At 71.6% G+C, this 25,792-nt stretch carries 22 protein-coding genes; 10 read left to right on the forward strand and 12 right to left on the reverse strand.

Annotation, left to right across the window (positions count from 1 at the left end):
- The coding region (locus ACWCPW_RS38925) for a M23 family metallopeptidase (protein WP_449766325.1) at positions 1 to 1,023 on the forward strand (1,023 nt) is incomplete at its 5' end.
- 233 nt (positions 1,024 to 1,256) lie between these two features.
- Here the strand turns inward: ACWCPW_RS38925 and ACWCPW_RS38930 are convergent.
- Together ACWCPW_RS38930 and ACWCPW_RS38935 are read right to left on the reverse strand one after the other, a co-directional pair.
- A complete protein-coding gene (locus tag ACWCPW_RS38930) occupies positions 1,257 to 3,290 on the reverse strand; it encodes a PIG-L family deacetylase (RefSeq protein WP_449766326.1) in 2,034 nt (677 codons plus the stop codon).
- 118 nt (positions 3,291 to 3,408) lie between these two features.
- Positions 3,409 to 4,557, reverse strand: coding sequence for an NlpC/P60 family protein (locus ACWCPW_RS38935; protein ID WP_449766327.1), 1,149 nt, complete (start codon positions 4,555 to 4,557; stop codon positions 3,409 to 3,411).
- A gap of 233 nt (positions 4,558 to 4,790) precedes the next feature.
- Between ACWCPW_RS38935 and ACWCPW_RS38940 the strand changes: the two genes are divergently transcribed.
- The 6 genes from ACWCPW_RS38940 (at position 4,791) to ACWCPW_RS38965 (ending at position 10,919) form a co-directional block, all read left to right on the forward strand.
- Complete coding sequence (locus ACWCPW_RS38940; RefSeq protein ID WP_395864725.1) at positions 4,791 to 5,099, forward strand: hypothetical protein; 309 nt, start codon at positions 4,791 to 4,793, stop codon at positions 5,097 to 5,099.
- Between the two features lie 314 nt (positions 5,100 to 5,413).
- Positions 5,414 to 6,220: a hypothetical protein gene (locus tag ACWCPW_RS38945; protein ID WP_449766328.1), complete on the forward strand. Its 807-nt coding sequence runs from the start codon at positions 5,414 to 5,416 to the stop codon at positions 6,218 to 6,220.
- Complete coding sequence (locus ACWCPW_RS38950; RefSeq protein ID WP_449766329.1) at positions 6,210 to 7,523, forward strand: hypothetical protein; 1,314 nt, start codon at positions 6,210 to 6,212, stop codon at positions 7,521 to 7,523. The genes ACWCPW_RS38945 and ACWCPW_RS38950 overlap by 11 nt, the downstream gene beginning before the upstream one ends.
- Entirely contained in the window at positions 7,524 to 9,035 is a 1,512-nt protein-coding gene (locus ACWCPW_RS38955; protein WP_449766330.1) for an SCO6880 family protein, read from the forward strand. It begins immediately after the preceding gene.
- Positions 9,036 to 9,095: 60 nt separating this feature from the next.
- Positions 9,096 to 10,439 (forward strand): ATP-binding protein, encoded by a 1,344-nt coding sequence (locus ACWCPW_RS38960; protein WP_406300305.1) that lies wholly within the window; start codon positions 9,096 to 9,098, stop codon positions 10,437 to 10,439.
- Positions 10,440 to 10,919, forward strand: coding sequence for a hypothetical protein (locus ACWCPW_RS38965; RefSeq protein ID WP_449766331.1), 480 nt, complete (start codon positions 10,440 to 10,442; stop codon positions 10,917 to 10,919).
- Positions 10,920 to 11,122: 203 nt separating this feature from the next.
- On the opposite strand, the gene ACWCPW_RS38970 is transcribed toward ACWCPW_RS38965, so the two are convergent.
- Positions 11,123 to 11,389: a hypothetical protein gene (locus ACWCPW_RS38970; protein WP_449766332.1), complete on the reverse strand. Its 267-nt coding sequence runs from the start codon at positions 11,387 to 11,389 to the stop codon at positions 11,123 to 11,125.
- 98 nt (positions 11,390 to 11,487) lie between these two features.
- Positions 11,488 to 12,408 (reverse strand): DMT family transporter, encoded by a 921-nt coding sequence (locus ACWCPW_RS38975; RefSeq protein ID WP_449766333.1) that lies wholly within the window; start codon positions 12,406 to 12,408, stop codon positions 11,488 to 11,490.
- Between the two features lie 254 nt (positions 12,409 to 12,662).
- Here ACWCPW_RS38975 and ACWCPW_RS38980 point away from each other — a divergent pair, with 254 nt between their 5' ends.
- A complete protein-coding gene (locus ACWCPW_RS38980; RefSeq protein WP_449766334.1) occupies positions 12,663 to 13,130 on the forward strand; it encodes a DUF6328 family protein in 468 nt (155 codons plus the stop codon).
- A gap of 49 nt (positions 13,131 to 13,179) precedes the next feature.
- Here ACWCPW_RS38980 and ACWCPW_RS38985 read toward each other — a convergent pair whose 3' ends face one another.
- Positions 13,180 to 13,449, reverse strand: coding sequence for a hypothetical protein (locus ACWCPW_RS38985; protein WP_395864481.1), 270 nt, complete (start codon positions 13,447 to 13,449; stop codon positions 13,180 to 13,182).
- 76 nt (positions 13,450 to 13,525) lie between these two features.
- Complete coding sequence (locus ACWCPW_RS38990; RefSeq protein ID WP_406297865.1) at positions 13,526 to 14,080, reverse strand: MarR family winged helix-turn-helix transcriptional regulator; 555 nt, start codon at positions 14,078 to 14,080, stop codon at positions 13,526 to 13,528.
- Positions 14,081 to 14,463: 383 nt separating this feature from the next.
- Between ACWCPW_RS38990 and ACWCPW_RS38995 the strand changes: the two genes are divergently transcribed.
- On the forward strand, positions 14,464 to 15,723 hold the full coding sequence (locus ACWCPW_RS38995) for an MFS transporter (protein ID WP_449766335.1): 1,260 nt from the start codon (positions 14,464 to 14,466) through the stop codon (positions 15,721 to 15,723).
- Positions 15,724 to 15,911: 188 nt separating this feature from the next.
- Here ACWCPW_RS38995 and ACWCPW_RS39000 read toward each other — a convergent pair whose 3' ends face one another.
- Together ACWCPW_RS39000 and ACWCPW_RS39005 are read right to left on the reverse strand one after the other, a co-directional pair.
- The gene (locus ACWCPW_RS39000) at positions 15,912 to 17,528 is read right to left on the reverse strand and encodes a SpoIIE family protein phosphatase (protein ID WP_449766336.1); all 1,617 of its coding nucleotides are present in this window, start codon (positions 17,526 to 17,528) and stop codon (positions 15,912 to 15,914) included.
- A gap of 223 nt (positions 17,529 to 17,751) precedes the next feature.
- A complete protein-coding gene (locus tag ACWCPW_RS39005; protein WP_449766337.1) occupies positions 17,752 to 19,083 on the reverse strand; it encodes an NAD(P)/FAD-dependent oxidoreductase in 1,332 nt (443 codons plus the stop codon).
- A gap of 219 nt (positions 19,084 to 19,302) precedes the next feature.
- Here ACWCPW_RS39005 and ACWCPW_RS39010 point away from each other — a divergent pair, with 219 nt between their 5' ends.
- Positions 19,303 to 20,043: a TetR/AcrR family transcriptional regulator gene (locus ACWCPW_RS39010; RefSeq protein WP_395864490.1), complete on the forward strand. Its 741-nt coding sequence runs from the start codon at positions 19,303 to 19,305 to the stop codon at positions 20,041 to 20,043.
- A gap of 72 nt (positions 20,044 to 20,115) precedes the next feature.
- Here the strand turns inward: ACWCPW_RS39010 and ACWCPW_RS39015 are convergent, their stop codons facing one another.
- From ACWCPW_RS39015 to ACWCPW_RS39030, 4 genes are all read right to left on the reverse strand, one after another.
- A complete protein-coding gene (locus ACWCPW_RS39015) occupies positions 20,116 to 20,568 on the reverse strand; it encodes a universal stress protein (protein ID WP_449766338.1) in 453 nt (150 codons plus the stop codon).
- A gap of 95 nt (positions 20,569 to 20,663) precedes the next feature.
- The gene (locus ACWCPW_RS39020) at positions 20,664 to 21,704 is read right to left on the reverse strand and encodes a phosphotransferase family protein (RefSeq protein WP_449766339.1); all 1,041 of its coding nucleotides are present in this window, start codon (positions 21,702 to 21,704) and stop codon (positions 20,664 to 20,666) included.
- A gap of 14 nt (positions 21,705 to 21,718) precedes the next feature.
- Positions 21,719 to 22,864, reverse strand: a complete 1,146-nt coding sequence (locus ACWCPW_RS39025) for an acyl-CoA dehydrogenase family protein (RefSeq protein WP_449766340.1) — start codon at positions 22,862 to 22,864, stop codon at positions 21,719 to 21,721.
- Positions 22,865 to 23,513: 649 nt separating this feature from the next.
- A complete protein-coding gene (locus ACWCPW_RS39030) occupies positions 23,514 to 25,442 on the reverse strand; it encodes an albusnodin/ikarugamycin family macrolactam cyclase (protein WP_449766341.1) in 1,929 nt (642 codons plus the stop codon).
- Between the last annotated feature and the right edge of the window lie 350 nt (positions 25,443 to 25,792).

Raw genomic sequence — 25,792 nt, forward strand, 5'->3', positions numbered from 1 at the left:
CCCGGCGCCTGGCCGGTGTGCTCGGTCAAGGCGGGCCTGACCCGAGGCGGCGCCGCCGCCGACGTCGACACCGGCTCCTCGGCCGGCAAGACCGCTCCCAAGACCGAGACCAAGACCGAGACCGCCAAGCCGGCCCCGAAGAAGACGGAAGCCGCGCCGAAGATCGAGGTCAAGACCGAGGCTCCGAAGACCGAGGCCCCCAAGGCCGAGGCCCCGAAGACCGAGGCGCCCAAGACCGAGACGCCGAAGACCGAGCCGGCCGCCGCGACCTCGTCCTATGTCGTGGTCACCGGCGACACGCTCTCCAAGATCGCGAACGCCGCGCACGTGCCCGGCGGTTGGCCGCAGCTGTTCGAGGCCAACAAGTCCGTCGTCGGCGAGAACCCCGACCTGATCTTCCCGGGTCAAAAGCTCACGGTCGACGGCAAGGCCGCGCCGACCACCACCAAGACCGAGGCCGCCCAGCCCAAGGTCGAGGTGCAGAAGGCCGAGACGCCGAAGACCGAGGCGCCCAAGGCCGAGACCCCGAAGGCCAAGACGGAGAGCAAGCCGGCTCCGAAGGCCGCGAGCACCAAGACCGAGGCCGCCAAGACCGAAACGACGACGACCGCCTCCGGCTCGTACGTCGCCCCGGTCTCCGGTGCCACGCTCACCGCGAGCTTCGGCTCCGGCGGCTCGCGCTGGTCCAGCGGCAGCCACACCGGCCAGGACTTCGCGGTCTCGACCGGCACCACGGTGCGCGCGGTCACCTCGGGCACCGTCGTGTCGGCCGGTTGGGGCGGCGCGTACGGCAACGAGGTCGTCATCCGGCACGCGGACGGCAAGTACACCCAGTACGCCCACCTGTCCTCGATCTCGGTCAAGGCCGGGATGAAGGTGCAGACCGGCCAGAAGATCGCGCTCTCCGGCGCGACCGGCAACGTCACCGGCCCGCACCTGCACTTCGAGGTCCGCACCACGCCGAACTACGGCTCCGCGGTCAACCCGATGACGTGGCTGCGCAGCCACGGCGTCAGCGTCTGAGTCACCTGCTCCACCGCTGCACCGAGTCACCCGCTGCGCCGAACGGCGGGCGTTCCCTCCCGGGAGCGCCCGCCGTTCGCGTGTGCGGGGGTTCGCGTGTGCGGACGGATTGCGTGTCCGGACCGGTGCGCGTGCCGGACCGGTGCGCGTGTCCCGAGGTTTGCGTGTGCGGACGGTTTGCCTGTCCGGAGCGGCGCATGTCCCGGACCGGTGCGCGTGTGCGGACGGTGCCGTCAGGGCAGCCGCGCGGTGCGCAGCGCGCCGTCCGCCCCCAGCCACAGGGCCACCGCGTGGCCGGCGCCGTCCGGCGCACCGGTGGGATCGACCGCGACCGCGCGTTCGTCGAGCACGACCGGCGGGCCGGCCGCGCCGAGCACGATCGGCCGGCCGTCGGCGTCCCGGGTCAGCGTCGCCGTCGTGCCGTCCGGTCGGGGCACTCGGCTCAACCTCTCGTAGCCCGCGCCCGCGGTGCCCGAGCCGGCCGGCGCCCACCCGCTCGGCCCGGCCTCGACCACGCTCGCGATCTCCGGCGTGCCGGCCCGCCGGTAGGCGACGCCCACCCGGCCGTCCGCGCCCACCGACACGGCGGGCGGACCCGCCGGTCGCTCGGCCGGAATCGTGCGCGGCGGACCCGACCGCTCGCCGACCGGTTCCCAGTAGCGAATGCCCTCGCGCGCCGTGCCGAAGACCACGACCCGGCCGTCCGGGCGGGTCACCGCGCCGGGCCCCTCGACGATCTCGCCGCCGCCCAGGTCCCGCCACGGCGACCACGTGTCGCTCCCGGTGGGCCGATGACGGCCGCTGATCCCCTTGTCCCGGTCGCGCACGAACAGGTACAGCCCGCCCGCGCCGTCCATCCCGACCACCGGTGTGCCCGGACCGCGTCCGGCGCCGTCGGGGTTGCCCAGGCCGCGCCACGGCCCCAGTTCGCCGCCGGGCGTCGTCTCGGTCGCCGTGAGGATCTCGAACCGGTCCCGATCGGCCCGTCGGGCGCCGCCGATGCGCAGCGCGAACACCGCGATCCGGCCGTCCGCCGTGCGCGCCGCGGCGAGCCCCGGGGCGAGCTCGCCGTCGCCGGGGCCGGGCATCGAGTGCGCCGGGGACCAGTTCGGGCCGCCGACGGCCTCCTGGGTCCACCGGGTGATCCGCCCGCCGAGCACGGCCCACGCGGTGAGCCGGCCGTCCGCGCCGAGCACCGGGCGCACCCCCGCGTCCGGATAGCGATAGGTGGTGCTCTGCGGCCAGTTGGTCGAAGGCGCGGTGTCCCGCACCTTGAGGTCGCCGCAGTCCACCCGCCCCGGGCAGTGCCGCACCCGGTCCGTCCAGCCGTACACCCGGTTGATCTCGTCCTTGCGCTCGCGCGCCGCCGGCGCCAGATTGTGCGGCCAACGCTCGTTGTAGTAGCCCCGGTAGGCGATCGCGGCGGCATTCGCGGCCGGTCGATCGGCGTTGTACCGGCGCAGCGCCTCCCACGTGAACCGCGCGGCGGCGGTGTGGTCCTGGTGGTCCGAGACACCGCCGTTGTCGGCGTGTACGGGGTGCGCGCCATCGTGTCGCTGCCGGTCGGGCTCCGGGTCGAGCGTGCGCACCACGGTCGGCGTCTGGGCCCGCATCAGGTCCGCGAGCGAGTCGATCAGGCCGTCCCTGGTGTACGTGTAGGGCCCGCCCGCCGGCTCGTCCCGCGGGGCCAGCGTGTCCAGTTCGCGTTCCGAGCCGTTCCACAACGTGCGCAGCCGCCCGTGCGCGCCGATGCCCTCCTCCTTGCGGGTGTTGAGGAACACCAGCTTGATGTTCGGGGCGTCCACGAGTCGGTCGAGTTCGGCGTGCGCGCCGTCGCGCAGTCGTACGCTGTGCCGCTCCCAGCGCGCCGCGCGATCCCCGAGCGCCATGAACGCGTACGCGGCGCGTGAGCCGTTGTTGCGCGCGGCGGCGTACGCCTGGGGATCGGGCCGTCCGCCGGGGCCGTTGCGCCCGTCCGCCTCGCCCGCGGTGAGGAAGACCGTGACGCTTTCCGTGCCCGCCCGCACCGCGCGGTCCACGTCGGGGTTCATGAAGTAGAGGTCGTCGTCCTGGTGCGCGACCACCTGCATCACCGCACCGGTCGTGCCGGCCCGCGGCGTCAGGGTCTCGATGCCGATCGGTCGGGTCGGCGCGTGGTAGGGAGGCGAACCGTACGGGCCGGTCAGCTTCACCACCCCGAGCGCGAAGCCCAGCGCCAGGACGCCGACCACCGCGGTGAATCTGCCGGTGCCGGGGATCATCGCCATCTCGGCCGGTCCCTTTCTGCCGTCGCGGGCGAACCGGCCTCATCATCGCCGGTCGCCGGCGACCGCCCGCACCCGGCACGGCCCGATCGGCCGGCGGGGATCGCGTGGCGCCCGGCGGTCAGCGCGCCCGCGCGTCACCCGCACCGGCGCCGCGCGGCTCGGCCGCGGCCGGGAGTCGGGCCGGGACGTTGCCGCCCGACGCGGTGGAGCGGCCCGGGTCGGCCGCCGGACTGCCCGCGCCCGAGTCGTTGTTCGCCGAGCCGGGGCTGCGGTCCGGCAGCGACTTCGCGCCCTCGGGCGTGACCCGGGTCGCGCCGATGTAGTCCGGCTTGTCGATCGGGCCGAACTTGATCACCGTGCCGGTGTACGGAGCGTGGATCATCTGGCCGTTGCCCACGTAGATCCCGACGTGGTGGATGCTGCGCGGGTCGCTCAGGTCGGTGGCGAAGAACACCAGGTCGCCGGGCAGGAGTTGGTCGCGCGAGGGGTGCCGGCCGGCGTTCCACTGGTCGTTGGCCACCCGGGGCAGTTTGATGTTCACCGTCTCGTAGGCGGCCTGGGTCAGCCCCGAGCAGTCGAACCGGCCGCCGTCGGCCGCGGTGCCCTCACCGCCCCACAGGTAGGGGGTACCGAGCTTGGTCTGCGCCCAGTTGACCGCGCCCGCCGCCTGCGCCATCGGCTGGAGCGGGGCCTGCACCACGCCGAAGCTCTGCTCCAGCGAGCGGATCGACTTCACGTAGTCCTGGGTCTGGGTGTAGGGCGGGATGCCCTTGTACTGCATCACCCGGTACGCGCCCGCGTTGTACGCGGCGAGCATGTTGTTGGTGCGGTCGCCGGGCACCGAGGCGACATATTTGGCCAACGAGCAGTCGTAGCGCGCCGCGGCCGGGATGGCGTCGGCGGGATCCCACGGGCTCGACTTGCCGTCCCCGTTGCCGTCGGTGGCCCACTCCGGCCAGGTCGTGGGCATGAACTGGGCGATGCCCTGGGCGCCCACGTTGCTCACCGCGTTCGGGTCGAAGCCGCTCTCCTGGTAGAGCTGCGCGGCGAGCAGCGCCGGCGAGATCTCCGGGCAGAGCCGCCCCCACTTGTCGATCGCCGCCGCGTACGCGGCGGGCACCGTGCCGGGAGCCAGCGCCATCGTGCCACCCGCGCCGGTCTGCGTACCGGACGCGGATTGCATCGCGCCGACGCCTACAGTGAGAAGACCGACCAGACCGAAGGGAATCGCGAACGCGATGCCACCGGCGACCCAGGCTTTGCGCATGGCGGGCACCCCCGATTCTCCGCAGCCGGGACGGGCCGCGACGGACTCTCCGTCCACATTGTGCGTGCCACGATTGCTCAGCGCAATCACCCGTGATACACACAGTGAGCAGACACACTTGCCGAGGTGGTAGCCCGATCGGCTTCCCCACAGCACAATAAACGAACGACCACTCCTCCGGTCGAATGCGACCGGAGGCAACCAAAAGCCCGACCTCGGGGGCGGTGAACAACGTGTTTCTTGGCGAAGGCAATGGCGACATCAATACGATCATCGGCGGGATAGCTCCGGACTGGGGCCCGTTCGCGAAGCTGGGGGCGGAAGCCCGGATCATGGTCGAGGTGATCATGGCCGTCGCGCTGCTGCTGTGTCTGGCCCTGGCCATCTGGGGTGCGGCGAAGCAGCGCATAGGTGCCACCGCGATGCGCGACACGTTCAGCGCGGAGCAGGGCAAGGGCCTCATCATCGCCGGCCTGACCGGTGTCTTCATCATCGGATCGCTCGGGACGCTGTTCACGATCGTGTACGGAATGGCGATCTAGACCGATTCGCACCCTGCCGTCCCAAGGTGGCGAATCCCGTGGTGTTTTATCCCGGGCGCGGCGCACTTCGGTGTGCCGTGCGCCCCGAAACCGGAATGCCCCATTCCGCATTCGAGGCAAAGCAGCAATTCCGGTTCCTTTACCGGACAATCGAGCCTGTGTTCACGCAACAGCGCGGTGCCACCGGAATGAGTTCCCGTCTGGGAAGATCGTTCCGGCTGCAACCGAACCCGGCGGCGCTCCGCCGCCGGGGACAGTGTTGTGCGCGCGGGTCGTCCGTATCTTCCGGCCTGCCGCGGTAAGGGGGACAGGCCATGAGCGACGAGGAACCCGTCACGCGTACCCGGCTGCCCAGACCCACCTCCTCACCGGAGGGTCCGGAGCCCAGGCGCAATCCCATACTGTCCGGGATCGGTGTGGTCGTGGTGGTCGCCGTGGTGATCGTTTCCCTGTTGTTCGCCGCGAACCGCTCGGACGAGGACGACGGCTCCGCCACCGGGGACGCCGCGAAGACCTCCGCCGCGCCCGAGGCGTCGAGCGGACCGCCGCTGTCCGCCGCGCAGTTGCCCGAACGCGTCGAGTCGGGCGTGCCGGTCGGCTACCCGCAGACCGCGGAGGGCGCCCAGTCCGCCGCGGCCAACTTCGTCGTCGCCTTCGGCTCTGATCGGATGTTCCGGGCCCAGCCGCGCACCGCGATCATCACCACGGTCACCGACCCGGCGGTCCGGGACGGTCTGCTCGCGCGCGCCGACCAGACGTACCGCGCGCAGACCACGACATTCGGCCTGCAACCGGACGGCTCACCGCCCAAGGGGCAGACCTTCGTTTGTCGGGCCGTCCCGATGGGCACCAAGTCCGTTGTCTTCGGTGCCGCTTCGGCGACCGTCGAGGTCTGGAGCGTCGGCGTGGTGGGCCTCGCCGGACCCGGCTCCACCAAGCCGGTGGCCGAGGCGTGGAACACCACCACGATGAAGTTGTCGTGGGTGAACGGCGACTGGAAGCTGGTCGAGTTCAGTCAGAAGGAGGGCCCGACTCCGGTCTCCGGGCTCCAGGATCCGTCCAGCGCCAACGACATCGCCAAGGCCGACGGGGAGTTCGGGGAATTGCGCCATGCACGCTGACCGGGAACGCCGCAGCCCTCGCAACCGATTCCTGACCCTCGGCGGGACACTGACCGCGGCCTGGACCGTCGTCGTGCTCGGCGCCGGCCGCGCGCGGGCCGAGCCCACCCCCGGCGCCACCACACCGCCCGGCGGCACACCCGCTCCCAGCGCACCCGCGAGCAAGCCCGAGTGCGACCTGCTCACCGGCCCCGCCAAGGACATCTGCAACAACGGCGGCCCCAGCGCACCGGGCACCGGCCCGCTGGGCACCGTCACCGACCCGCTCGGCTCGATCGCCAAGGGCTGCGCCGACGCGGCCACCTGGATCATCGACAAGCTCGCGGGCGCGGTCAACGACACCACGCAGGTGGACTTCACCAACCCCGGCTTCCTGCGCCAGTACGCGGTGGTGTTCGCCGCGTCCACATTCCTCACGCTGATCCTGTGGATACTCGCGGTCGCCAAGCGCGCCGTGCGCGGGGTCCCGATCGGCACCGCGATCAGCGAGGCGGTCGGCTACCTGTGGCTCGCGGTGATCGCGTCCGCGTTCACGCCGCTGATGCTGTATTTGGCCGTGTCGATGACCGACGCGGTCACCGCGGCCATCGCCACCGGCACCCAACAGGACACCAACAAGTTCCTCGGCGGCTTCTCCAAGGCGCTCGATCCCGCGAGCGACCTCGGCGGCGGGCCGGTGATGCTCATCTTCGTGTCCCTGCTCTCGATGGCCGCCGCGGCCGTGTTGTGGGTCGAGCTCCTGGTCCGCGCCGCGATGTTGTACGTCGGCGCGATCCTGGGCACCGCGGTGTACTCCGGCCTGGTGGACAAGGCGATGTGGCACCACGTCCGGCGCTGGGCCGGGATCATGATCGCGGTACTGCTCGCCAAACCGGTGATCGTGATCGTGCTCGGACTGGCCACGGCGGTCACCGCCGGCGGCAAGGACGACGCGTTCTCGTCGGTGCTCTCGGGCCTGGCGATCCTGTTCCTGTCCATCTTCGCGAGCGTGCTCATCTACCGTTTCGTCCCCAGCATCGGCGACGACATGGCCTCGCTGCACAGCAGCCGCAAGGCGATGCAGTCGGCGGGTCCGGCGTCCATGGTCAACGGCCCTGCCACGTACGTGAAGCAGGGCATCCAGGCGCACGCCTCGCGGGGATCGACCGGTTCCGGCTCTGCCCCGGTGACCGCGAACGCCGTATCGTCGGGCATTGCGGCCCATGGCACCAGGGGCGGCGGATCGGGCGGCACCCCGACTCCGGCACCGACGCCTCCGGCCAACCCCGCGGCAACGCCTCACGCGAGGAACGGTAAAGAGTAAATGACTACGCAACCGGTCGCCCGACGGCGGACCTTCCTGATCGGCAAGGCCAAACCCACCGCCGTCATCGGCAAGAACCGCGAGCCGGGTGAGATCTTCCTGATCATCGCGGCCGGCGGACTCGCCCTGATGTGGGGCCTGTTGGTGCCCGTCCTGGTGATCCGCATCGCGGGTCTGGTCGGCTTCCCGCTGCTCGCGTTCGCCGCCGTGTACATGCCGTACAAGAAGCGCACGTTCTACAAGTGGTGGGAGATCAACCGCACCTACAAGCGCACGCTCAAGCGCGGCGCGAAGTACCGGTCCGCGGTCACCGAGGCGGGCACCAAGCTGACCGGCCAGGGTGTCGCGGTCGGCGCCCCGCCCGGCGTCGGCCGGGTGACCTGGTCGAGTGTGCCGTTCGGCCCGGACGACCTGACCGTGCTGCTGCACCTGGAACGGCGCACGGTCACCGCCGCCATCGAGATCGAGGGCCCGGGTGTGGGGCTGCGCGACTCGGAGGACCAGGAGGCGCTGGTCGAGCGGTTCGGCACACTGCTCAAGCACGTGGCCAACGGCGACGGCTTCGTCACCCGGTTGCAGGTGCTGGCCCGGACGTTGCCTGCCGACCCGGACGCGCACGCCAAGGACGTGGCCCGGCGCGGCGACCACAGGGCGCCGCTGTGGGTCCAGGACTCCTACGAGCAGCTCCAGTCGATGGTCTCCACCTCCTCCGAGCAGCACCGGGCCTACCTGGTCGCGTGCATGCACTACACCCGGGAGCTGGCCGCCGAGGCGAACGTGATGGGCAAGGGCGACAAGGGCATCGGCGTGGTGATGGCCCGTGAACTCACCGACGTCTGCGCCCGGTTGACCGAGGCGGACATCCGGGTCCGGCAACCGCTGAACGAGGCCCGGCTGTCCTCGCTGATCCACTCGATGTACGACCCCGAGCACCAGATCGACGCGTTCGAGGGCATGCAGGCGCGCTACGCGTGGCCGGCCGAGCTGGACGCGACGCACCAGAACTACCTGGAGGCCAAGACCCGCGAGTCGGACTCGGCCGAGCCGTGGTGCCACGCCACCGCGTGGATCAAGGAGTGGCCGCTGACCCCGGTCGGCGTCAACTTCCTGGCCCCGCTCCTGGTGCACACCCCGGACGTGATCCGCACCGTCGCCGTCACGATGGACCTGGAACCCACCGACGTGGCGATCGAGCGCATGCTCACCGAGAAGACCAACGACGACGCGGACGCGGCCCGCGCGGCCAAGATGAACCGCGTGGTCGACCCGCGCGACATGGCCCACACCGGCCGGGTCGACCAGCGCGGCGAGGACCTGGCGGGCGGCGCGGCGGGGGTGAACATCGTCGGCTACATCACGGTGTCCTCGCGCAATCCCGACCAACTCTCCCGGGACAAGCGCACGATCCGCGCGTCGGCGGGCAAGTGCTTCCTCAAGCTGGAGTGGTGCGACCGCGAGCAGCACCGCGCGTTCGTCAACACGCTGCCGTTCGCGACGGGCATTCGCAAGTGAGCGTCGGCGGCCACGACCGTGGCCGCGACGGAGGGATGAGGTGATCACGTGTCGGGTCTGATGTCCACGTTGACCCAGGGCTTCTCCGGCATCATCTTCGGCCGCAACGAGACCCAGCGGCTGCCGGTGCGCACGTCCACCGGCCAGGCCCAGGCGGTCTACCTGCCCACGGCCGCACCCGGGCTGGGCGACTCGGGCGTGATCATCGGCCGCGAGGTGTACTCCGGCAAGGGCTACATCTACGACCCCTTCCAGCTCTACGGCCAGCAACTGCCCGCACCGCACTGGCTGGTCCTGGGCGAGTCCGGGAACGGCAAGTCGGCGCTGGAGAAGACCTACGTGCTGCGCCAGCTACGTTTTCGCGACCGCCAGGTGGTGGTCCTGGACGCGCAGGGCGAGGACGGCGTCGGCGAGTGGAACCTGATCGCCGAGGCGCTGGGCGTCAAGCCGGTCCGGCTGGACCCCAACGACCTCTCCGGCGATGCCGTCCGGCTCAACCCGCTGGACCCGGCGATCGCCGTCACCGGCCAACTGGCGCTGTTGCGCACCATCATCGAGGTGGCGATGGGCCACTCGCTCCAGGAGCGCGCCGGCTACGCGCTCAAGGCCGCGCACACGCACGTGATGCGCACCGTGCACGGTCGGCAGCCGATCCTCCCGGACATCGTCGAGGCGTTGCGCAATCCGACGCCCGAGTCGTGCGAACTGCTCAGCCTGGACGTCAAGGACGTCCGGGTCTGGGGCCTGGACGTCGCGCTGGTCCTGGACCGGCTCACCGACGGCGACCTCAAGGGCATGTTCGAGGGGCCGACCACGGACGGCATCGACCTGGACTCGCCGCTGATCATCTTCGACCTGTCGCACATCGACCGGAACTCGATCGCGATGCCGATCCTGATGGCGATCGTCGGCGTGTGGCTGGAACACACCTGGATCCGGCCGGACCGGGTCAAGCGCATCTTCCTGGTCGAAGAGGCGTGGCACATCATCAACAGCCCGTTCGTGGCCCAACTCTTCCAGCGCCTGCTCAAGTTCGGCCGCCGGCTGGGCCTGTCCTTCGTCGCGGTCGTGCACCACCTCTCCGACGTCGTGGACGGCGCGGCGGCCAAGGAGGCGTCGGCGATCCTGAAGATGGCCTCGACCAGAACCGTGTACATGCAGAAGTCGGACGAGGCGCGCGCGACCGGGAAGGTGCTCGGCCTGCCCCGGTGGGCGGTGGAGATCATCCCGACGCTGACCCCGGGCATCGCGGTGTGGGACGTCAACGGCAACGTACAGGTGGTCAAGCACCTGATCACCGACACCGAGCGGCCGATGGTCTACACCGACCGCGCGATGACCGAGGACGCGGTGGAGGAACGGGTGCGCGCCGAGGCGGCGTTGGCCGACGATCCGGCGGCGTAGATGGGGTCGCCCGGGCAACCGCCGGAACCGCGCCTGCCCACGCCGGGCCGAGCGCCCTCGCGTGGCGTCCCGGACGGCCTGCTGATCGCGGGCCTGTTGCTGCTGGTCGCGGGTACCGCGGTGATCTGGCTCTCCACCGGGTTGGCCGCGCTGGCGAGCGGCAAGGACTGGCCGGACGGGGTCACCTACCGTCGGTCGGCGCTCGCCATGCGCTCGGTGCTCGGTACGCCCGACGACCTGCCGCGCGCGTGGCCGGACACCCCGCCGGGGCAGTTGCCCACCCCCACCGCGTTCTGGGTGTCCTTCGGCCTCGTGGTGTTGCTCCTCCTGATCGCGGCGGGGTGCGTGTTCCGGTGGTGGTTGCGCCGGATGGCGGCGAAGGCCGCGGGTGCGCCTGCGGCCTCGGCCGCGAACACAGCGGCGCAATCGCCGAATTCATCTGCCCCGAACCGGAATCAGCGGCTCCCCGACGGGGAATGATGCGCTTGCGTCCTCGGCGAGGACGCCCCCGAACGTGGCCGGGCCTGGTCGCCGCGTGGCCGCACGGTCACCCGACGATCGGCCCGACCCACCATGTTCGTGGCCGCATGGCCCGATGGATGCGGCCGGCGGTCGGGTGGTCGATGCCGCGGGTGGCCGCGAGCGCCGGCCGGGCCGGGTTTTCGCCGGTTCCGCGGACGGTGTCAGTCCGTCCAGGTCATGCATTCTTCGCAGCGGTAGGCGCGCGGGCCGGACTTGTATTCCACTTTGTCGGATTTGCGGTAGTACTTGCACGCGCGGTTCTTGCAGACGATCGGGTGGCCGTCGACCGCCTCGGCCGGCAACGGCGCCGTCTCGTAGGTGCACGGCGTGGGCGGGAGCTTCTTGTAGTAACCCCCCGTGGCCGGCAACGCGGTCGGGTCGAACGGTGAATACGCGGCCCCGTCGGACACATCCTCGGACACGTTCATGGCACCTCCTCCGTGTGCCGGCACGCTAGCCGAGATACGGGCGCGGGGCGGGTGGTTCGGGATGGTTCCGCCCGAAGGGCCGACGGGGCCGCGTGGGTTCAGTCGCGGGCCGGCCGGTCGGCCGCGCGTCGGTGTACGGCGATCGAGGTCAGCACGAGGAGGCCGCCGAGCAGTTGCACCGGGCCCAGCCGCTCACCGCGCAGGAGCGCGGAGAGCACGGTCGCGGTCAGCGGTTCGAGCAGCACCGCCACGACGGCGCCGGCCGGGTGCGCGCGGCCGAGTGCGGTGAAGTAGGCCACGTACGCCGCCCCGGTGGGCAGCACGCCGAGGAAGACCACCGCGCCCAGGACGTCGGCGCGCATCGGCACGGTCATCCCGACCACCAGCCCCGCGGGCAGCAGCAGACAACCCCCGAACAGGAATCCGAGGCCGGTCACCGCGACCCGATCGAGGGTGGGCAGGTCCGGCCGGGAGTCCAGGGTCAGCACCGCGAACCCACCGGCGGCCACCAGCGCGAAGCCGGCACCGGCGAGCGCGCCGCCCGCGCCGCCGGCGGGTGTGCCGAGCAGCAGGAGCAGACCCAGCGCGGCGGCGGCGAGGCTCGCGAGCACGATCCGGCCGGGTCGGCGCCGCTCGCGCACCGCCGTGCCGACGGTGACCATGAGGTGTACCGCGACCATGGTGGTGAGCGTGGCCAGGCTCACCGAGCCGGCCACCACGGCCGCGAAGTAGGCGGCCTGGAACACCGTGAACAGCGCGCCGGCGCCCGCGATCCGGGCGAACTCGGCGCGGCTCGGGCGGCGTACCCGCAGCCGCCCCGTGGCGAGCGCGTAGCCGGTGATCAGCAGACCGCCGGCGAGCAGCCGGTAGGCCGCGATGGCGACCGGGTGCAGACCGGCGCGGCCGGCCAGGACCGCGCCGGCGATTCCGCCGGTGCCCCACAGGACTCCGGCGAGGACGAACAGATCGAGCCCGGATCGGGTCTTCCGGGCAGCGTGCACGAAGGTACGAACAGACATGGAAAGGCTCCGACTTCGACGCCAACAGGACAACGTCGGAGCGGGGCGGCACCGGTTCGGGCCAGCTCGGGCGGGGGCCGCGACCCGGACTGCCGGATCGGACCCGGGGACACCCCGCTCAGTGGCGGGGCGGCGGGCAGATCGACCAGTCGCGGTGCATGGACGACACCCTAACCCCGCGCCGGCGCCGCGGGCCGGTGATTTCGCGGTGCCGGGAGAGGGTGTGAAACGTTTCTTCGGGGCAGCAGCCCACCATGGACGAAACGTCGAAGGAACGACTGGACCGCGAACTGAACGAGTTGCTCCAAGGGCTGCGCATCGCGATCCCGGGTGTGCAGTTCATGTACGCGTTCCTGCTGACGGTGCCGTTCGCGCAGGGCTTCGCGCGGGTGACCGAGTTCCAGAAGGACGTCTTCCTGGTGGCGTTGATATCGACCGCGCTGTCCTCGGTGTGCTTCATCGCGCCGGCCGTCCAGCATCGACTGCTGTTCCGGGGCGGCCTCAAGGACGTCCTGCTCAGGCGGTCGAACCGCTACGGGATCGCCGGCGCGGTCGCCCTCGCGGTGGCCATGACCTCGGCGATCCTGCTGGTCGTGGATTACCTGTTCGGCCGTTCCTGGGCGTTGTCCGTGGCGATCCCGCTCTCGGCGCTGATTCTGTGGGTGTGGCTGCTCCAACCGATGATCACCCGCTTCCGGCGGGCCGGCGAACCGCTTCCCTGAAGCTTCGCGCACAAGTCTTCAGAGCGGGTCGCATCGGATCCGAATCGGGTCAGACCCATTCCAGGAGCCGGGCCGCGTGCGCCCGGACCGGGCACGGTACGGGCACGCCGCAGCCACACTCGCCGGCCTCGGCGGGCCGGTGCCGGATCAGCGTGCGGGTGACCACCAGGCGGTAGTCGAGCAGTGGGTCCTCGGCCGGGCGCGGGGCCCTCGGGCGCGGCGCGCGCAGGATGCGCGGCGCCGGTCTGGACAGTCCCTCGGGCAGCGGTCGGTCCAGCCGCTCGATGTCGCCGCGTTGTCTCGGAATGCGCACTCGCATGTTTCCGGTCCCCTTCTCGTCCGGTGTCCCGCCGTGGCGGCGCACCCGAGCGTGGCAGCACTCGGAGCCCGCCGGATCACTCCGTGTCCAGGCGCCCGCCCGCGTCCGGCTGGGATTCCTCGACCCGCGCCAGCATGCCGCGCAGTCCGGCGGCGAGCGCGTGCCGCTCGGCCGGACCCAGGTCCTGGAGCAGACCGGCCTCGAAGACCGCGGCCTCGCGCACCACGCGCAGCCACACGTCCCGACCGGTCGTGGTCAGTTCGACGATCACCCGCACCCGGTTCTGCTCGTCCCGGGTCCTGGTGACCAGTTCCTCGGCGACCATCCGGTCCAGCCGATGGGTCATCGCCGCCGGGGTCAGGCCCAACCGGCGGGCCAGGTCGCCGGGGCTGAGCCGGTAGGGGCGGCCGACCAGCACCAGGGCCTTGAGCACCTCCCACTCGGCGTTGGTGATGCCCAGTGCGGTGAGTTGGCGGCCGTACGCGACGTTCATCCGGCGGTTGAGCTTGGAGAGCGCCGCCACGATCGTCTCGACCTGCGGGTCCACCTCGGGGAACTCGCGCTGGAAGACGGCGAGGTACTCCTCGATGTCGCCTTCGTCCGCTGTTGCCTGCTCGGCCCCCTCTGTCATGCCGGGAAGTATCGCATCTTCGACCCGCTCGACCGCCGTCTCCGGGCTGTCGCGACACAAGGCGTTGGACGGCAACGCTATAGATCCGTATAGTTTAGCTCTGAAGTCTTCAGACTTGAGGACTCGGACTCTTCGGATCAGGCAGGGCGGCGACGCCGGCGTGGGCCCGGACCAGGCGTGCCCTGGACTCCGGTCGCCCCCGGCGCACCCGCCTCGACGCGGATACAGGCGGTCCCTCGCCGCCGGACTCGGGCATGCCCCGGGCCGGCGACGGTCGGCTCGGCTGCCCTCGCACGCCTCCGTACGCCCGAGCCCGGTCTGCGGACCGATCCCCCGCGGGCCGGAGCGGCCGGCTCGCGCGACCGGTAGTCGGGAGGTGTGTGATGGCGACCCAGGGCGCTCTGCGTCGGATCCAGCTCGGCAACGCGCTCAGTGCGTTCGGCAGCGGTTTCACGGTGCCGTTCCTGTTCGTTTACGTGACGCGGGTACGAGACCTGTCGGCCGGTCAGGCCGGCCTGATGTTCAGCGTGCTCGCCATCGCCGCGCTGTGCGCGCTCCCGATGGTCGGTCCGGCGATCGACCGGCGCGGCCCCCGCCCGGTGGTCGCGGTCGGCTCGGTGGTGGCCGCGCTCGGCGCGCTGACCCTGGGTCTGGCCCGCGGCGAGCTGCCGGTGATGGTGGGCGCCGCGCTGCTCGGGGCCGGCGTGGCCGCGATCCAGCCCGCGCTGGCGACGATGATCGTGCGGTGTACGACGGCGCCGACCCGCGCTCGCGCGTTCGCGCTCCAGTTCACCTTCAACAACCTGGGCCTGGGCATCGGCGGCCTGATCGGCGGCCTGATCGTCGACCCGTCGCGGCCGGCCAGCTTCACCCTGCTGTTCGCCATCGAGACCGCGATGTTCCTGGTGCTCGGCGCGGTGTGCGGCACGGTCCGGCTGCCCGCGGTGCCCGCCGCGCCGGCCGGGACGGTGCCGGGCGCGGGTTTGCGGCATCTGCTGCGGAACCGCGCGATGGTCCGGTTGTGCGTGGTCAGCGCGGTCATCTTCTTCACCTGCTACGGCCAGTTCGAGTCGGGCCTGGCCGCGTTCGCCACCGAGGTCAGCCGGATCTCGCCGAGCATGCTGGGCGTCGCGCTCGCGGCCAACACCGCGGTGATCGTGCTCGGTCAGCTCACCGTCCTGCGGATCACCCAGCGCCGCCGGCGCAGCACGGTGATCGCGGCCACCGGCCTGGTCTGGCTGCTCGCCTGGATCGTCACCGCGGTGTCCGGTCTGGTGCACGGCGACAAGGTCGCGGCGGCGGTCACCATCATCATCACGTTCGCGCTGCTCGGCGTGGGCGAGTCGCTGCTCGCGCCGACCCTGGGCCCGATGGTCGCGGACCTGGCACCCGCGCACCTGCTCGGCCAGTACAACGCGGCCCAGTCCCTGGTGAAGCAACTCGCCATGGCAGCGGGCCCGGCCTTCGCCGGCGTCATGGTCGGCGCCGGCCTGTACGGTCCCTACCTGGCCGCCCTGATGGCCTGCTCACTCCTGATCACCGCACTCGCCCTACGCATGCGCCACACCCTGAACCCCACCCAAAACGGCACAATAATCGCCGAATCCACCCCCCGCCCCACCCCCCAGGCCCTCCCCGCCTGACCCCCACCCCCAGCCGGCCGGCGCATGAAGTCACCCTCAGCCCGGCCGGCGCCTGAGGCCACCCCAAAGCAACCCAAAGCCCAAGGTCAGCCAAAACCAATCCAGCCCGGCCGGCGCATGAGGCGAACCAGCCCCGCCGGCGCTTGAGGCGAACCAGCCCGGCCGGCGCATGAGGCCAAAAACCCCAGTCACCCCAACGGGAACTCGCACCAGACCGTCTTGCCCTCGTCCGTGAGCCGACTCCCCCACGACTTCGCGATCGTCGCCACGATCGCCACCCCACGCCCACTCTCGTCGTCGGCCGCGGCCCGCCTCCGCCGCGGCACGTGATCGTCCGCGTCCGAGACCTCGACGATCAACCGCTTGTCGGTGCGCCGAAGGCGCAACCGCATCGGCGCGGCCCCGTGAGTGAGCGCGTTCGCGACGAACTCGCTGACCGCGAGCACCCCCAACTCGCGCAGTTCCTCGCCGACCTGCCAACTCGCCAGCACGCCCGACGTGAACGCCCGGCCGCGCGCGGCCACCTCGCTGCCGCCGAGCAGGTCCAGCGACGCGGTCCGGAACAACCGGGCCTGGGCACCTTCCCGACGCGGCAGTTGCAGCACCAGCATGGCCATGTCGTCGTCGTGTTCCTCGGGCAGCTGCATGTGTGCGATCAGGTGGTCGCGGACCGCCTCGGGTTCGCCCACCGACGACAACAGCGCGGCGCCCAGCGTGTCGATGCCCTCGTCCAGGTCCTCGCCCCGGCGCTCGACCAGGCCGTCGGTGTACAGCACCACCGTCGAGCCCGGATCCAGGGTGATCCGGCCGGAGGTGTGCGGCCAACTCGCGCCCGTGCCCAGCGGAGGCCCGTTCGCGTCGTCGAGCTTGTGGATCACGTCCTCGCCGTCGCGGACCAGCGGCGGCAGGTGGCCCGCCGTCGAATAGGTCAGCACACCCTCCCCCGGGTCGTAGACCGCGTACGCGCAGGTGGCGATCTGGGTGGCGTCGATCTCCATCGCGGTCTCGTCGAGCAGTTGCAGGATCTCGTGCGGCGGCAGGTCCAACCGCGCGTACGCCCGCACCGCCGTGCGCAGTTGGCCCATCACCGCCGCGGCGCGCACGCCCCGGCCCATCACGTCGCCGATCACCAGCGCGGTGCGGCCCGCGCCCAGGGTGATCACGTCGTACCAGTCACCGCCCACCGCGGCGTCCGTGCCGCCGGGCAGGTACTTCGCGGCCACGATCAGGTCGTCGGGGTTCTCCAGCCGCTGCGGCAGCAGGCTGCGTTGCAGGGTGACCGCGGCCTGCCGGTGCCGCCGCTCGCTCTCCCGCAGCCGGTCGGTGGCCTGCACCTGGTCGGTGACGTCGACCGCGAAGACCAGCACGCCCCGCGTGTCGCCGCCGCGCCCGGCCGCCTCGGGTCGTACCGGCGTGCAGACGAACGTGTAGTAGCCGTGCCTGCGCTCGCTCTCCGGCATGCCGGGGTACGTCTCGCCGCGATGGTCGACGCGGCGGGCGCGCACCGTCCGCCCGCGTCCGGTCCGGTAGACCTGATCCATCAGCGTCAGCAACCCGTGCTCGGCCAGTTCGGGCAACGCGTCCCGGGCCGGAACCCCCGATCTGCGCGCGCCGAAGACCGCCCGGTAGGCGTCGTTGACGTAACACAGCTCGTGGTTCGACCCTCGGGTGACCGCGATCAGCGCGGGCGCGTGGGCCAGCACGTCGCGCAACGGGAAGGTGTCGTTCGATTCCTGGCTGCGTGCCGCCGGCACCGAGCGCCGCCGGTCACCGGCCAGCCGGGCGCCCCACCGAGTGATGTTCAACCGCTCGCTTCCTAGAGAGTTCGTTCACGCAAAGCGCATGGAGGTTTACCGCAGGTGACGTCACCAGTGTGGGCGAAAGTCGGCCGTGAGGGAATCACGTCCCGTGACCGGGCCCCCGTTCGGGGTACCACAGGAGTGCGCTGTGGCAATGTACGGGACCCGGTCGCGAGACACTCAACCCTCGGGCACCACGGCAGCCTACGAGCCCGCCGGACGTTCATGCCTACCCGGTGGGCTTGCGGTCGCCTCGGGTGGCGTACTCGAATTCGGCGCGCGGGTGTTCGATCGAACCCAGCGAGACGATCTCGCGCCGGAACATCAGGGACAGTGTCCATTCGGCCATGATGCGCATCTTGCGGTTCAGCGTGGGCACCCGGCTGAGGTGGTAGGTGCGGTGCATGAACCACGCCGGAAGGCCCTTGGTCTTGATCCCGTACACCTGCGCGACACCCTTGTGCAGGCCCAGCGAGGCCACCGAACCGGCGTGCTTGTGCCGGTACTGCCGCTGCGGTTGTGCACGCAGCGTGGCGATGATGTTGTCGGCGAGCACACGCGCCTGACGCACCGCGTGTTGCGCGCTCGGGCCGGTGAACTCCTCGCCCGGCTTGGTCAGGTCGGGCACCGCCGCGCAGTCGCCCGCCGTCCACACGCCGGGGACGCCGTCCACCTCCAGCGTCGCGCGCGCCTTGAGCCGGCCCTTGTCGTCCAGCGGCAGGTCGGTGGCGATCAGCATCGGGCTGGGCTTGACGCCCGCCGTCCACACCAGCGTGCTCGCGTCGAGTTCGGTACCGTCCGAGAGCACCACGTGCCGGTCGCGGGCCGACTCCAGCCGGGTGTTCAGCCGTACGTCGATGCCGCGCCGGCGCAGTTCGGCGACCGTGTAGCGGCCCATGTCCTCGCCCACCTCGGGCAGGATCCGCGGCGAGGCCTCGACCAGGATCCAGCGCATGTCCGCCGGGGTGATGTTGTCGTAGTACCGGCACGCGTAGCGGGCCATGTCCTCCAGCTCCGCGAGCGCCTCCACACCCGCGTAGCCGCCGCCGACGAAGACGAAGGTCAACGCGTGGTCGCGGATCGAGGGATCCCGGGTCGAGGAGGCGGTGTCCATCTGTTCGAGCACGTGGTTGCGCAGCGCGATGGCCTCCTCGACGGTCTTGAAGCCGATGCCCCACTCGGCCAGGCCGGGTATCGGCAGCGTGCGCGCGACCGAGCCGGGCGCGACCACGAGCAGGTCGTAGGAGGTGTCGTAGGTCTCGCCGCCGAGCAGTTCGACGGTCGCGGTCCGCTTCGCGTGGTTCACGTGCTCCACGGTCCCGGTCACGATGCGGCACTTGGGCAGCACCGAGCGCAGCGGGACCACCACGTGCCGCGGCGAGATGGCGCCGGCCGCGGCCTCCGGGAGGAAGGGCTGGTAGGTCATGTACGACTGCGGTTCGACGACGGTCACCGTCGCCTCTCCCGCCTTGAGTTTCCGTTGCAGGCGAAGGGCCGTGTACATGCCGACGTAGCCGCCGCCGACGATCAGGATGCGCTCGGGCCGAGTCGAGGTCGTCATGCGTCCCACTCTGCCCCTTTCCGGCGGCCACAGACAGATGTTCATCGGGTTTGCGTGCCCCGCACGGTTGGTGACGAGACGTCAGCGGTCAGCGATATCTTCACAACCGTGCTGTCGGATTCCGCTTCTGGGGCGGGGTCGGTTCGGGTAGTCTCGACGCCCTGGGCAAAGCGGGGTCTGGTGGGGGAATCGACACACTTGCCTTTCGGGGGAGACGCTATGAGCGGCGCTTCGCGTACGCGTACCACGAAGACACAGGACACCGGCGACGGCATCGGGGGTCGGCACACGACGACGATCCCGCCGGCTCGCAAGCCGCAACGAAGCAGGCCGGCGGAGCCGTCGCCGCAGTTGCGCACCGACGCCCGGCGCAATCTGGAGCAGGTGCTCCGCGCGGCCCGCGAGGTGTTCGGCGAGCTGGGCTACGACGCTCCGATGGAGGAGATAGCCCGCCGCGCCGGAGTCGGGGTGGGCACCATCTACCGCCGCTTCACCGGCAAGGAGGCGCTGGTCCAGCGGATCATGATCGCCGAGACCAATCGGCTCACCGCCGAGGCGATCAACGCGCTGGACGAGGAGCCGGACGCGTGGTCCGCCCTCGCGCGCTACTTACGTCGCGCGGTCGGTTCGGGTGCCGGGCGACTGTTCCCCGCGCTCAGCGGCCGGGTCCCGGTGACCGAGGAGATGAGCTCCTCGCGTGCGGAACTCAACGACGCGGTAGGCGTGTTGGTCGATCGAGCCAAGGCCGGCGGGTTGCTCAGGGCGGACGTCTCGGACGCCGACATCTCGCTGATGATGTCGTGCCTGTTGCCCCCGTCCGGGCTCCCGCATCCACAACGATTGACCATCGCCGGCCGCTATCTGGAGATCCTGCTCGACGGCCTGCACGCGGGACACTCGTCCCCGCTGCCCGGGAAGCCGTTCACGCAGGACGAGTTGGACACCCTTTTCCTGAGCTGAGCTCCGCCGCGCCGAGCCGAGCCCGGTCTCCCGGGTTCGCTCTCCCGAGGCCGCTCACCCGCTTCGCTCCGGTCAGCCGCGCACCACGAGCACCGGACACGCCGCGTGGTGCACCACCGCCGTGCTGACCGAGCCGAGCAACAGGCGGGAGAATCCGCCGGAACCGCGCGAGCCCACCACGACCATCTCGTGCCGCTCGGACATCCCGAGCAGCACCTCGGTCGCCGTCCCCGAGTACACCTGGACCTCCGCACGCCCCTCGAACGGCCGCTCGCGTTCGCCGTTCACCTCGGCGAACGTGGTTTCGGTACGGATCCGCAGTTCGGCGAGCACCCGCTCGAGGTCCTCCTGGAAGTTCGGGTCGGGCGCCGCGAGCACATATCCGGGCGTCGCGGGCTGCGCGGTCACCACGTACAGCGGCAGCCCGCGCAACTCGGCCTCGGTCATCGCCCACTCCAGCGCCCGCCGGGCCGGCTCCGACCCGTCCACGCCGACCACGACGCCCTTCGGCTCAGCGTCGGCCATGGGCCCTCCTCGTCACCGGATCCGGATGTGGAGGGCCCCATACCACCCGGATGTCGCGCACTCACCTATCCGCGGCAACGCCACCCGGACGGCGGTCAGGCGTGCGCGAGGATCTCCCGCGCGCGCTCGGCCAGCGCGCGCAGGCCGTCGGCGGTGAACCGGCCGGCCGCGTCCTGATCGCCCATCGCGCCGGCGGTGTAGCGGTCGAGCACGCCGGCCAGGATGCACGCGAGCCGCCAGCACGCGAACGCCTGGTACCAGCGGATGTGCGACAGATCCCGACCGGTGGCCGCCGCGTAGCGCGCGGCGAACGCGGCCCGGTCGACGAAGCCCTCGCTCGCGGTGCCGTCGGCGGGCAACAGCGCGCCGTCCTCGCCCGCCTCGACCCAGTACATGAGCGTGGTGCCCACGTCCGCGAGCGGATCGCCGAGCGTGCACAGCTCCCAGTCCAGGACGGCCCGCACCGTGCCGTCCGGGCCCAGGATCACGTTGTCGAGCCGAAAGTCGCCGTGCACGATCGTGGCGCCCTGTTGCGGCGGTACGGATGCCGCGAGCGCGCCGTGCACCTCGTCGATCGCCTCGATCCCGGGCACCCGGGTGGCCTCCCACTGGCGATGCCAGCGGCGCAACTGGCGCCCGATGTAGTCCTCGCGGCGGCCGAGTTCGCCCAGGCCCACCGCGTCCACGTCCACCGCGTGGATCGCGGCGAGCACGTCCGCGAGCTGCTCTCCGGCCCGCTGCCGGGCCTGCGGCGTGAGCAGCTTCGTCGCGTCCTCGGCGGAGCGGATCACGTGCCCGTCGACGAAGTCCATCACGAAGAACGGCGCGCCGTTGACCGTGTCGTCCGTGCAGAGGCCGAGCACCGGCGGTACCGGCACGTCGGTGCGTCCGGAGCCGAGCGCGGCCAGGATCCGGTGCTCGCGGCCCATGTCGTGCGCGGTCGCGAGCACGTGCCCCAACGGGGGCCGACGCAGCACCCAGCGGCGGGCGTCGGCGTCCGAGACCACGTAGGTGAGGTTGGAGCGACCGCCGAGCACGAGGTCGAAGCCGAGCGGTGCACGCACCTCGGTCCGTTCGGCCAGCCACGTCGTGATCGCTTCCGGCCGCAACGCCTCGGCCAGGGGACTCTGCGTCATGTTCGCACTCCGCTTCAGATGCCGAGGGAACGGCCGATGATTTCCTTCATGATCTCGTTCGTCCCCCCGTAGATCGATTGCACGCGCGTGTCGATGAACGCCTTGGCCACCGGGTACTCGAGCATGTAGCCGTAGCCCCCGTGCAGTTGCAGGCAGCGGTCGACCACGCGCTTTTGCAGGTCGGTGGTCCACCACTTGGCCTTCGAAGCCGCGACCGCGTCCAGCTCGCCGGCGATGTGCTTCATGATGCAGTCGTCGACATACGTGCGAGCGATGTCCAACTCGGTGTCCATCTCCGCCAGTTCGAACCTGGTGTTCTGGAACGAGCCGATCGGGCGGCCGAACGCGGTGCGGGTCTTGACGTACTCCAGGGTGTGCGCGAAGACCGTCTCGGCGCCGGCGACCGCCGCGCTCGCGATGCCCAGGCGCTCCTGCGGCAGGTTGTTCATCAGGTGGTAGAAGCCGCGGTTCTCCTCGCCGAGCAGGTTGGCCACCGGGACCCGGACGTCGGCGAAGAACAGTTCGGCGGTGTCCTGCGCCTTCATCCCGATCTTGTCGAGGTTGCGCCCGCGCTCGAAGCCGGGCATGTCCCGCTCGACCACGATCAGGCTGATGCCCTTGCTGCCCTTGGCCGTGGGGTCGGTCTTGGCCACCACGATCACCAGGTCTGCGTTGATGCCGTTGGTGATGAAGGTCTTCGCGCCGTTGAGCAGGTAGTGGTCGCCGTCGCGGATCGCGGTGGTGCGCACACCCTGGAGGTCGCTGCCCGCGCCGGGTTCGGTCATCGCGATCGCGGTGATGATCTCGCCGGAGCAGAAGCCCGGCAGCCAGCGCTCCTTCTGCTCGTCGGTGGCCAGGTCGTTGAGGTACGGCGCGACCACCTCGTTGTGCAGCCCGAAGCCCACGCCCGAGGCGGCCACCCGGATCAGCTCCTCGGACAGCGTCGCGAAATAGCGGAAGTCGGACACTCCGCCGCCGCCGTGGCGCTCGTCCACGTCGATGCCCAGCAGCCCCTGCTTGCCGGCCTTGAGCCAGACCGAGCGGTCCACGATGCCGTCCTTCTCCCACTGGTCGTGGAACGGGACGACCTCGCGCTGGAAGAACTCGCGCGCGGATTCGCGGAAGGCGATGTGCTCGGGTTCGAGGTGGCGGTCCCTCATGTGTGTGCTCCCCCTGCGGTGTCGCGGTGGATCGAGCCGGATCGGACATTCCTACCGGTCGGTAGGTGCCACGTGCTCGCATGCTAGGTCCGCACCGAAAGCGGATCAAGGCCCCCACCCCCGAATCCCCCCACCAAGCCCCCACCCGCGAGCCACCCCGAAGCGGCACACGACCCACCGCCCGGGCACGCGACCGGCCGCGCGGCGTGCGGAGGGGGCGGCGCGAACGAGGACGCCCACGGCGAGGGGCCGGCCGCGCGGCGAGTCACAAGGCGGGGCGGCGGCCAAGGGCGGGGACCGGGCGGGCGGCCGTGCCCGCGCCCCGGGGCGCGGTAGCGCACGTACGCACGTATCCCGAGCCGGGCGGGCAAGCGCGCGGTGGCGGCCCCAAAGGCCCCGTGGCCTCGGGCCGTCGCTGCGGCGCCGGGCGTGGGCGTGGGGTGCCGCGACCCTCGGTGGCCGTGCCGAGGGTGCGGCGGGTCGTGGTCGACGACGCGTGCGGTCCGGGCGTACGCGGGCACGCGGTCGGCGCTCACGCTGGTGGCCGACGTGGCCGACGTGGGCGGCGTGCGGTCCGCGCGTACTCGGGCACGCGACCGCGCGAAGGCGTGCCCGCCGTCCGCGCGGCCGCGCCAGGCGGGCGCGGGGTTCAGGCGACGGCGGCCATGCGGATGCCCGGGGCCGAGCTGGGGGTTGCGTCCCAGCGCATGACTCGGCCCTCCCAGACGCCGCGCAGCCACAGTTCGGCCGAGACGATGTCCGCGAGCGCGCCCAGCGGCAGGTCGGGTCGCGCGGCCGGTTCGCCCTTGCCCAGGTTCGGGCCGCCGATCGCCCGGTCGAGCGTGTGCCGCACCTCGACCGGATCGAGCACACCCAGCTCGGCCAGCAGCGGATCGGCGAACAGGTCGCGCAGCACGCGCGCGTTCAGCCGCAACCCGCGCCGCTCCGCCTCGGTGTAGTCGGCCCGGTGCACCTCGCCCAGCGTGTGTCGGGGCAGCAACCCCTGCACGGCCGCGGTGAGCAGCGCCCTGGGCCCGTCGTCCCGATCGCGCGCCCAGGCCGGCAGGGACAACCCCGCCCGCACCACGGCGGTGTCCAGGTACGGCGCCTGGACCCGCACCCCGATCCGCTCGGCGAGCTGCTGGCAGGCGCGTTGGCGCTCAGCCGCCCGGCGGACCGCGACCCATGCGGCGCGGTCCCCCGGACGGCCGTGGACCGCCGGGTCCGCGGCGACAACGGATCCGGCGGAGACCACCGACTCGCCCGCGAGGCGGCGCAGCGACACGGCAAGACGGCGGCGCATGTCCGGCGTCGTCCAGACCGCCGTTGGGGCCGCGGTGCACCACGCGATCGCGGCGGCCGGGCCCGGGTCCACCCGACCGGAACCCGCGAAGACCTCGGCGAGTTGGTCGAGTGCCTGGGGGAAGGTGGTGCGCGCGACCCGGTTCGCGGTGCTCGCGAGCTCGTGGCCGCTCATGCCCAGATTACGCGCCCAGGTGCGGGCGTGTCGGGCGGTGGTCATCCGGCGGCGGTCCATCGCCAGGTCCGCGAGGTAGGCGAGCGGGGTGCCCAGCACCGCGTCCCCGCCGTAGCCGGTGATGTGCATGTCGATGCCGGCGTCGCGAATGGCGTTGAACGTACGGGTGGTTCGGGCCATGCCGATCAGCGAGAAGCCCGGTTCGTCGGGCATCACCGCGCCGCCGAGCACGTCCTCCAGGCCGGTGTAGGGCAGGTGGTCGACGCCGCCCGGGATCACCAGGTGCCGCAGTCGCGCCGAGCGGGCGACGATGTCGGCGGCGGACTCCGGGTCGCCGGGGGCGCACGGCTCGGCCCAGGTGACCGCGAGCAGGTCGCGCGACTTGGCCATCGACACCGAGCGGGCGCCGAGCAGCGCGAGCACCGCCGAGTCCCGTCCACCGGACAGATCCGCGCCGGGACGCTTGGATCCGGCCACACGCCGGCCGACCGCGTCGTTCAGCGCACGACCCAGCGCGTCGGCGGCGCCGGGGAAGTCGAGCGGGGAGCGGTGCTGTTCGTACAGCCGAACCCGCGCCACACCGTGGGCGACGTCCAGCGCATGGCCTGGTTCCAGCCGGCCGACCCCCGCGAACATCGAGCGTCCGGACACCAGTTCGGGCACATCGGGGCAGGCGAGTCGGGCCGCGAACGCCTCGGTGTCCAAGCCCGCCCTGGTCAGGTCGGCGAGCGGGAGCGCGTGCGAGGCGTAGACCACGCCGTCGGCCGGCTCGGCGTGGAACACCTGGCGCACGCCCGCGAGATCGCCGAGCACCACGGTACGCAGGCCGGTGCGCAACACGACGTGATAGCTGCCGGCCCACCCGGTCAGGTGGCGCAGCGCACCGCCGCGGGCGACCGCGAGACCGACCTCGAGCTCGGCGTCGGTGGCGCCGCACACCCCGAGCACCGCCATCCGCATCCCGCCCCGGCTGACCACCCGGACCTCGTCCGCGGGCCAATTCCCCACCAGCCACAGCGGATCGGAGCCGTCCCACAGCGTCCTGGCCCCGGTCGGCCGGGTCACGCTCCGGCTCTCGGACGTCCCTGCGAACCAGCGCATCTCGACCCCCTTCGGGTTACGGCTTCGCGCGAACCACCATGGATACCGGCCGTACGTACTCCGACACTTCCATGGAACCAAGGTTAGGCAAGCCTGAGTAGAGCGCATCCGACGGCGCACGGGGACACACACCCGGCGCATGGTTCCTTTTGACCGTGCCTGGGTACTGACGCGCCGTCAAGTACGTTCTGTCAATGATTGCGACCGGGCCTTGGCGACGGCTTGGCCAAGCGTTGTCCCGGCAGCGGCCGGACCACGAACGACACGTCGAATCCCGTCGCCCGACACCCCGGAATGGCGAATATCTCCCTTACCGGCGGTGGCCGGCCCGGTTACGCTGAGGCGGACGG

The sequence above is a fragment of the Embleya sp. NPDC001921 genome, assembly GCF_053594475.1.

What these genes read in the sequence shown, in the direction of transcription:
- ACWCPW_RS39030 (WP_449766341.1), bottom strand. Translation starts at nt 25,442, where the DNA reads ATGCGCTGGTTCGCAGGGACGTCCGAGAGCCGGAGCGTGACCCGGCCG.
- ACWCPW_RS39025 (WP_449766340.1), bottom strand. Translation starts at nt 22,864, where the DNA reads ATGAGGGACCGCCACCTCGAACCCGAGCACATCGCCTTCCGCGAATCC.
- ACWCPW_RS38965 (WP_449766331.1), top strand. Translation starts at nt 10,440, where the DNA reads ATGGGGTCGCCCGGGCAACCGCCGGAACCGCGCCTGCCCACGCCGGGC.
- ACWCPW_RS39020 (WP_449766339.1), bottom strand. Translation starts at nt 21,704, where the DNA reads ATGACGCAGAGTCCCCTGGCCGAGGCGTTGCGGCCGGAAGCGATCACG.
- ACWCPW_RS39015 (WP_449766338.1), bottom strand. Translation starts at nt 20,568, where the DNA reads ATGGCCGACGCTGAGCCGAAGGGCGTCGTGGTCGGCGTGGACGGGTCG.
- ACWCPW_RS39005 (WP_449766337.1), bottom strand. Translation starts at nt 19,083, where the DNA reads ATGACGACCTCGACTCGGCCCGAGCGCATCCTGATCGTCGGCGGCGGC.
- ACWCPW_RS38935 (WP_449766327.1), bottom strand. Translation starts at nt 4,557, where the DNA reads ATGCGCAAAGCCTGGGTCGCCGGTGGCATCGCGTTCGCGATTCCCTTC.
- ACWCPW_RS38975 (WP_449766333.1), bottom strand. Translation starts at nt 12,408, where the DNA reads ATGTCTGTTCGTACCTTCGTGCACGCTGCCCGGAAGACCCGATCCGGG.
- ACWCPW_RS38945 (WP_449766328.1), top strand. Translation starts at nt 5,414, where the DNA reads ATGAGCGACGAGGAACCCGTCACGCGTACCCGGCTGCCCAGACCCACC.
- ACWCPW_RS39010 (WP_395864490.1), top strand. Translation starts at nt 19,303, where the DNA reads ATGAGCGGCGCTTCGCGTACGCGTACCACGAAGACACAGGACACCGGC.
- ACWCPW_RS38950 (WP_449766329.1), top strand. Translation starts at nt 6,210, where the DNA reads ATGCACGCTGACCGGGAACGCCGCAGCCCTCGCAACCGATTCCTGACC.
- ACWCPW_RS38995 (WP_449766335.1), top strand. Translation starts at nt 14,464, where the DNA reads ATGGCGACCCAGGGCGCTCTGCGTCGGATCCAGCTCGGCAACGCGCTC.
- ACWCPW_RS38970 (WP_449766332.1), bottom strand. Translation starts at nt 11,389, where the DNA reads ATGAACGTGTCCGAGGATGTGTCCGACGGGGCCGCGTATTCACCGTTC.
- ACWCPW_RS38985 (WP_395864481.1), bottom strand. Translation starts at nt 13,449, where the DNA reads ATGCGAGTGCGCATTCCGAGACAACGCGGCGACATCGAGCGGCTGGAC.
- ACWCPW_RS38980 (WP_449766334.1), top strand. Translation starts at nt 12,663, where the DNA reads ATGGACGAAACGTCGAAGGAACGACTGGACCGCGAACTGAACGAGTTG.
- ACWCPW_RS38960 (WP_406300305.1), top strand. Translation starts at nt 9,096, where the DNA reads ATGTCCACGTTGACCCAGGGCTTCTCCGGCATCATCTTCGGCCGCAAC.
- ACWCPW_RS38990 (WP_406297865.1), bottom strand. Translation starts at nt 14,080, where the DNA reads ATGACAGAGGGGGCCGAGCAGGCAACAGCGGACGAAGGCGACATCGAG.
- ACWCPW_RS38930 (WP_449766326.1), bottom strand. Translation starts at nt 3,290, where the DNA reads ATGGCGATGATCCCCGGCACCGGCAGATTCACCGCGGTGGTCGGCGTC.
- ACWCPW_RS38955 (WP_449766330.1), top strand. Translation starts at nt 7,524, where the DNA reads ATGACTACGCAACCGGTCGCCCGACGGCGGACCTTCCTGATCGGCAAG.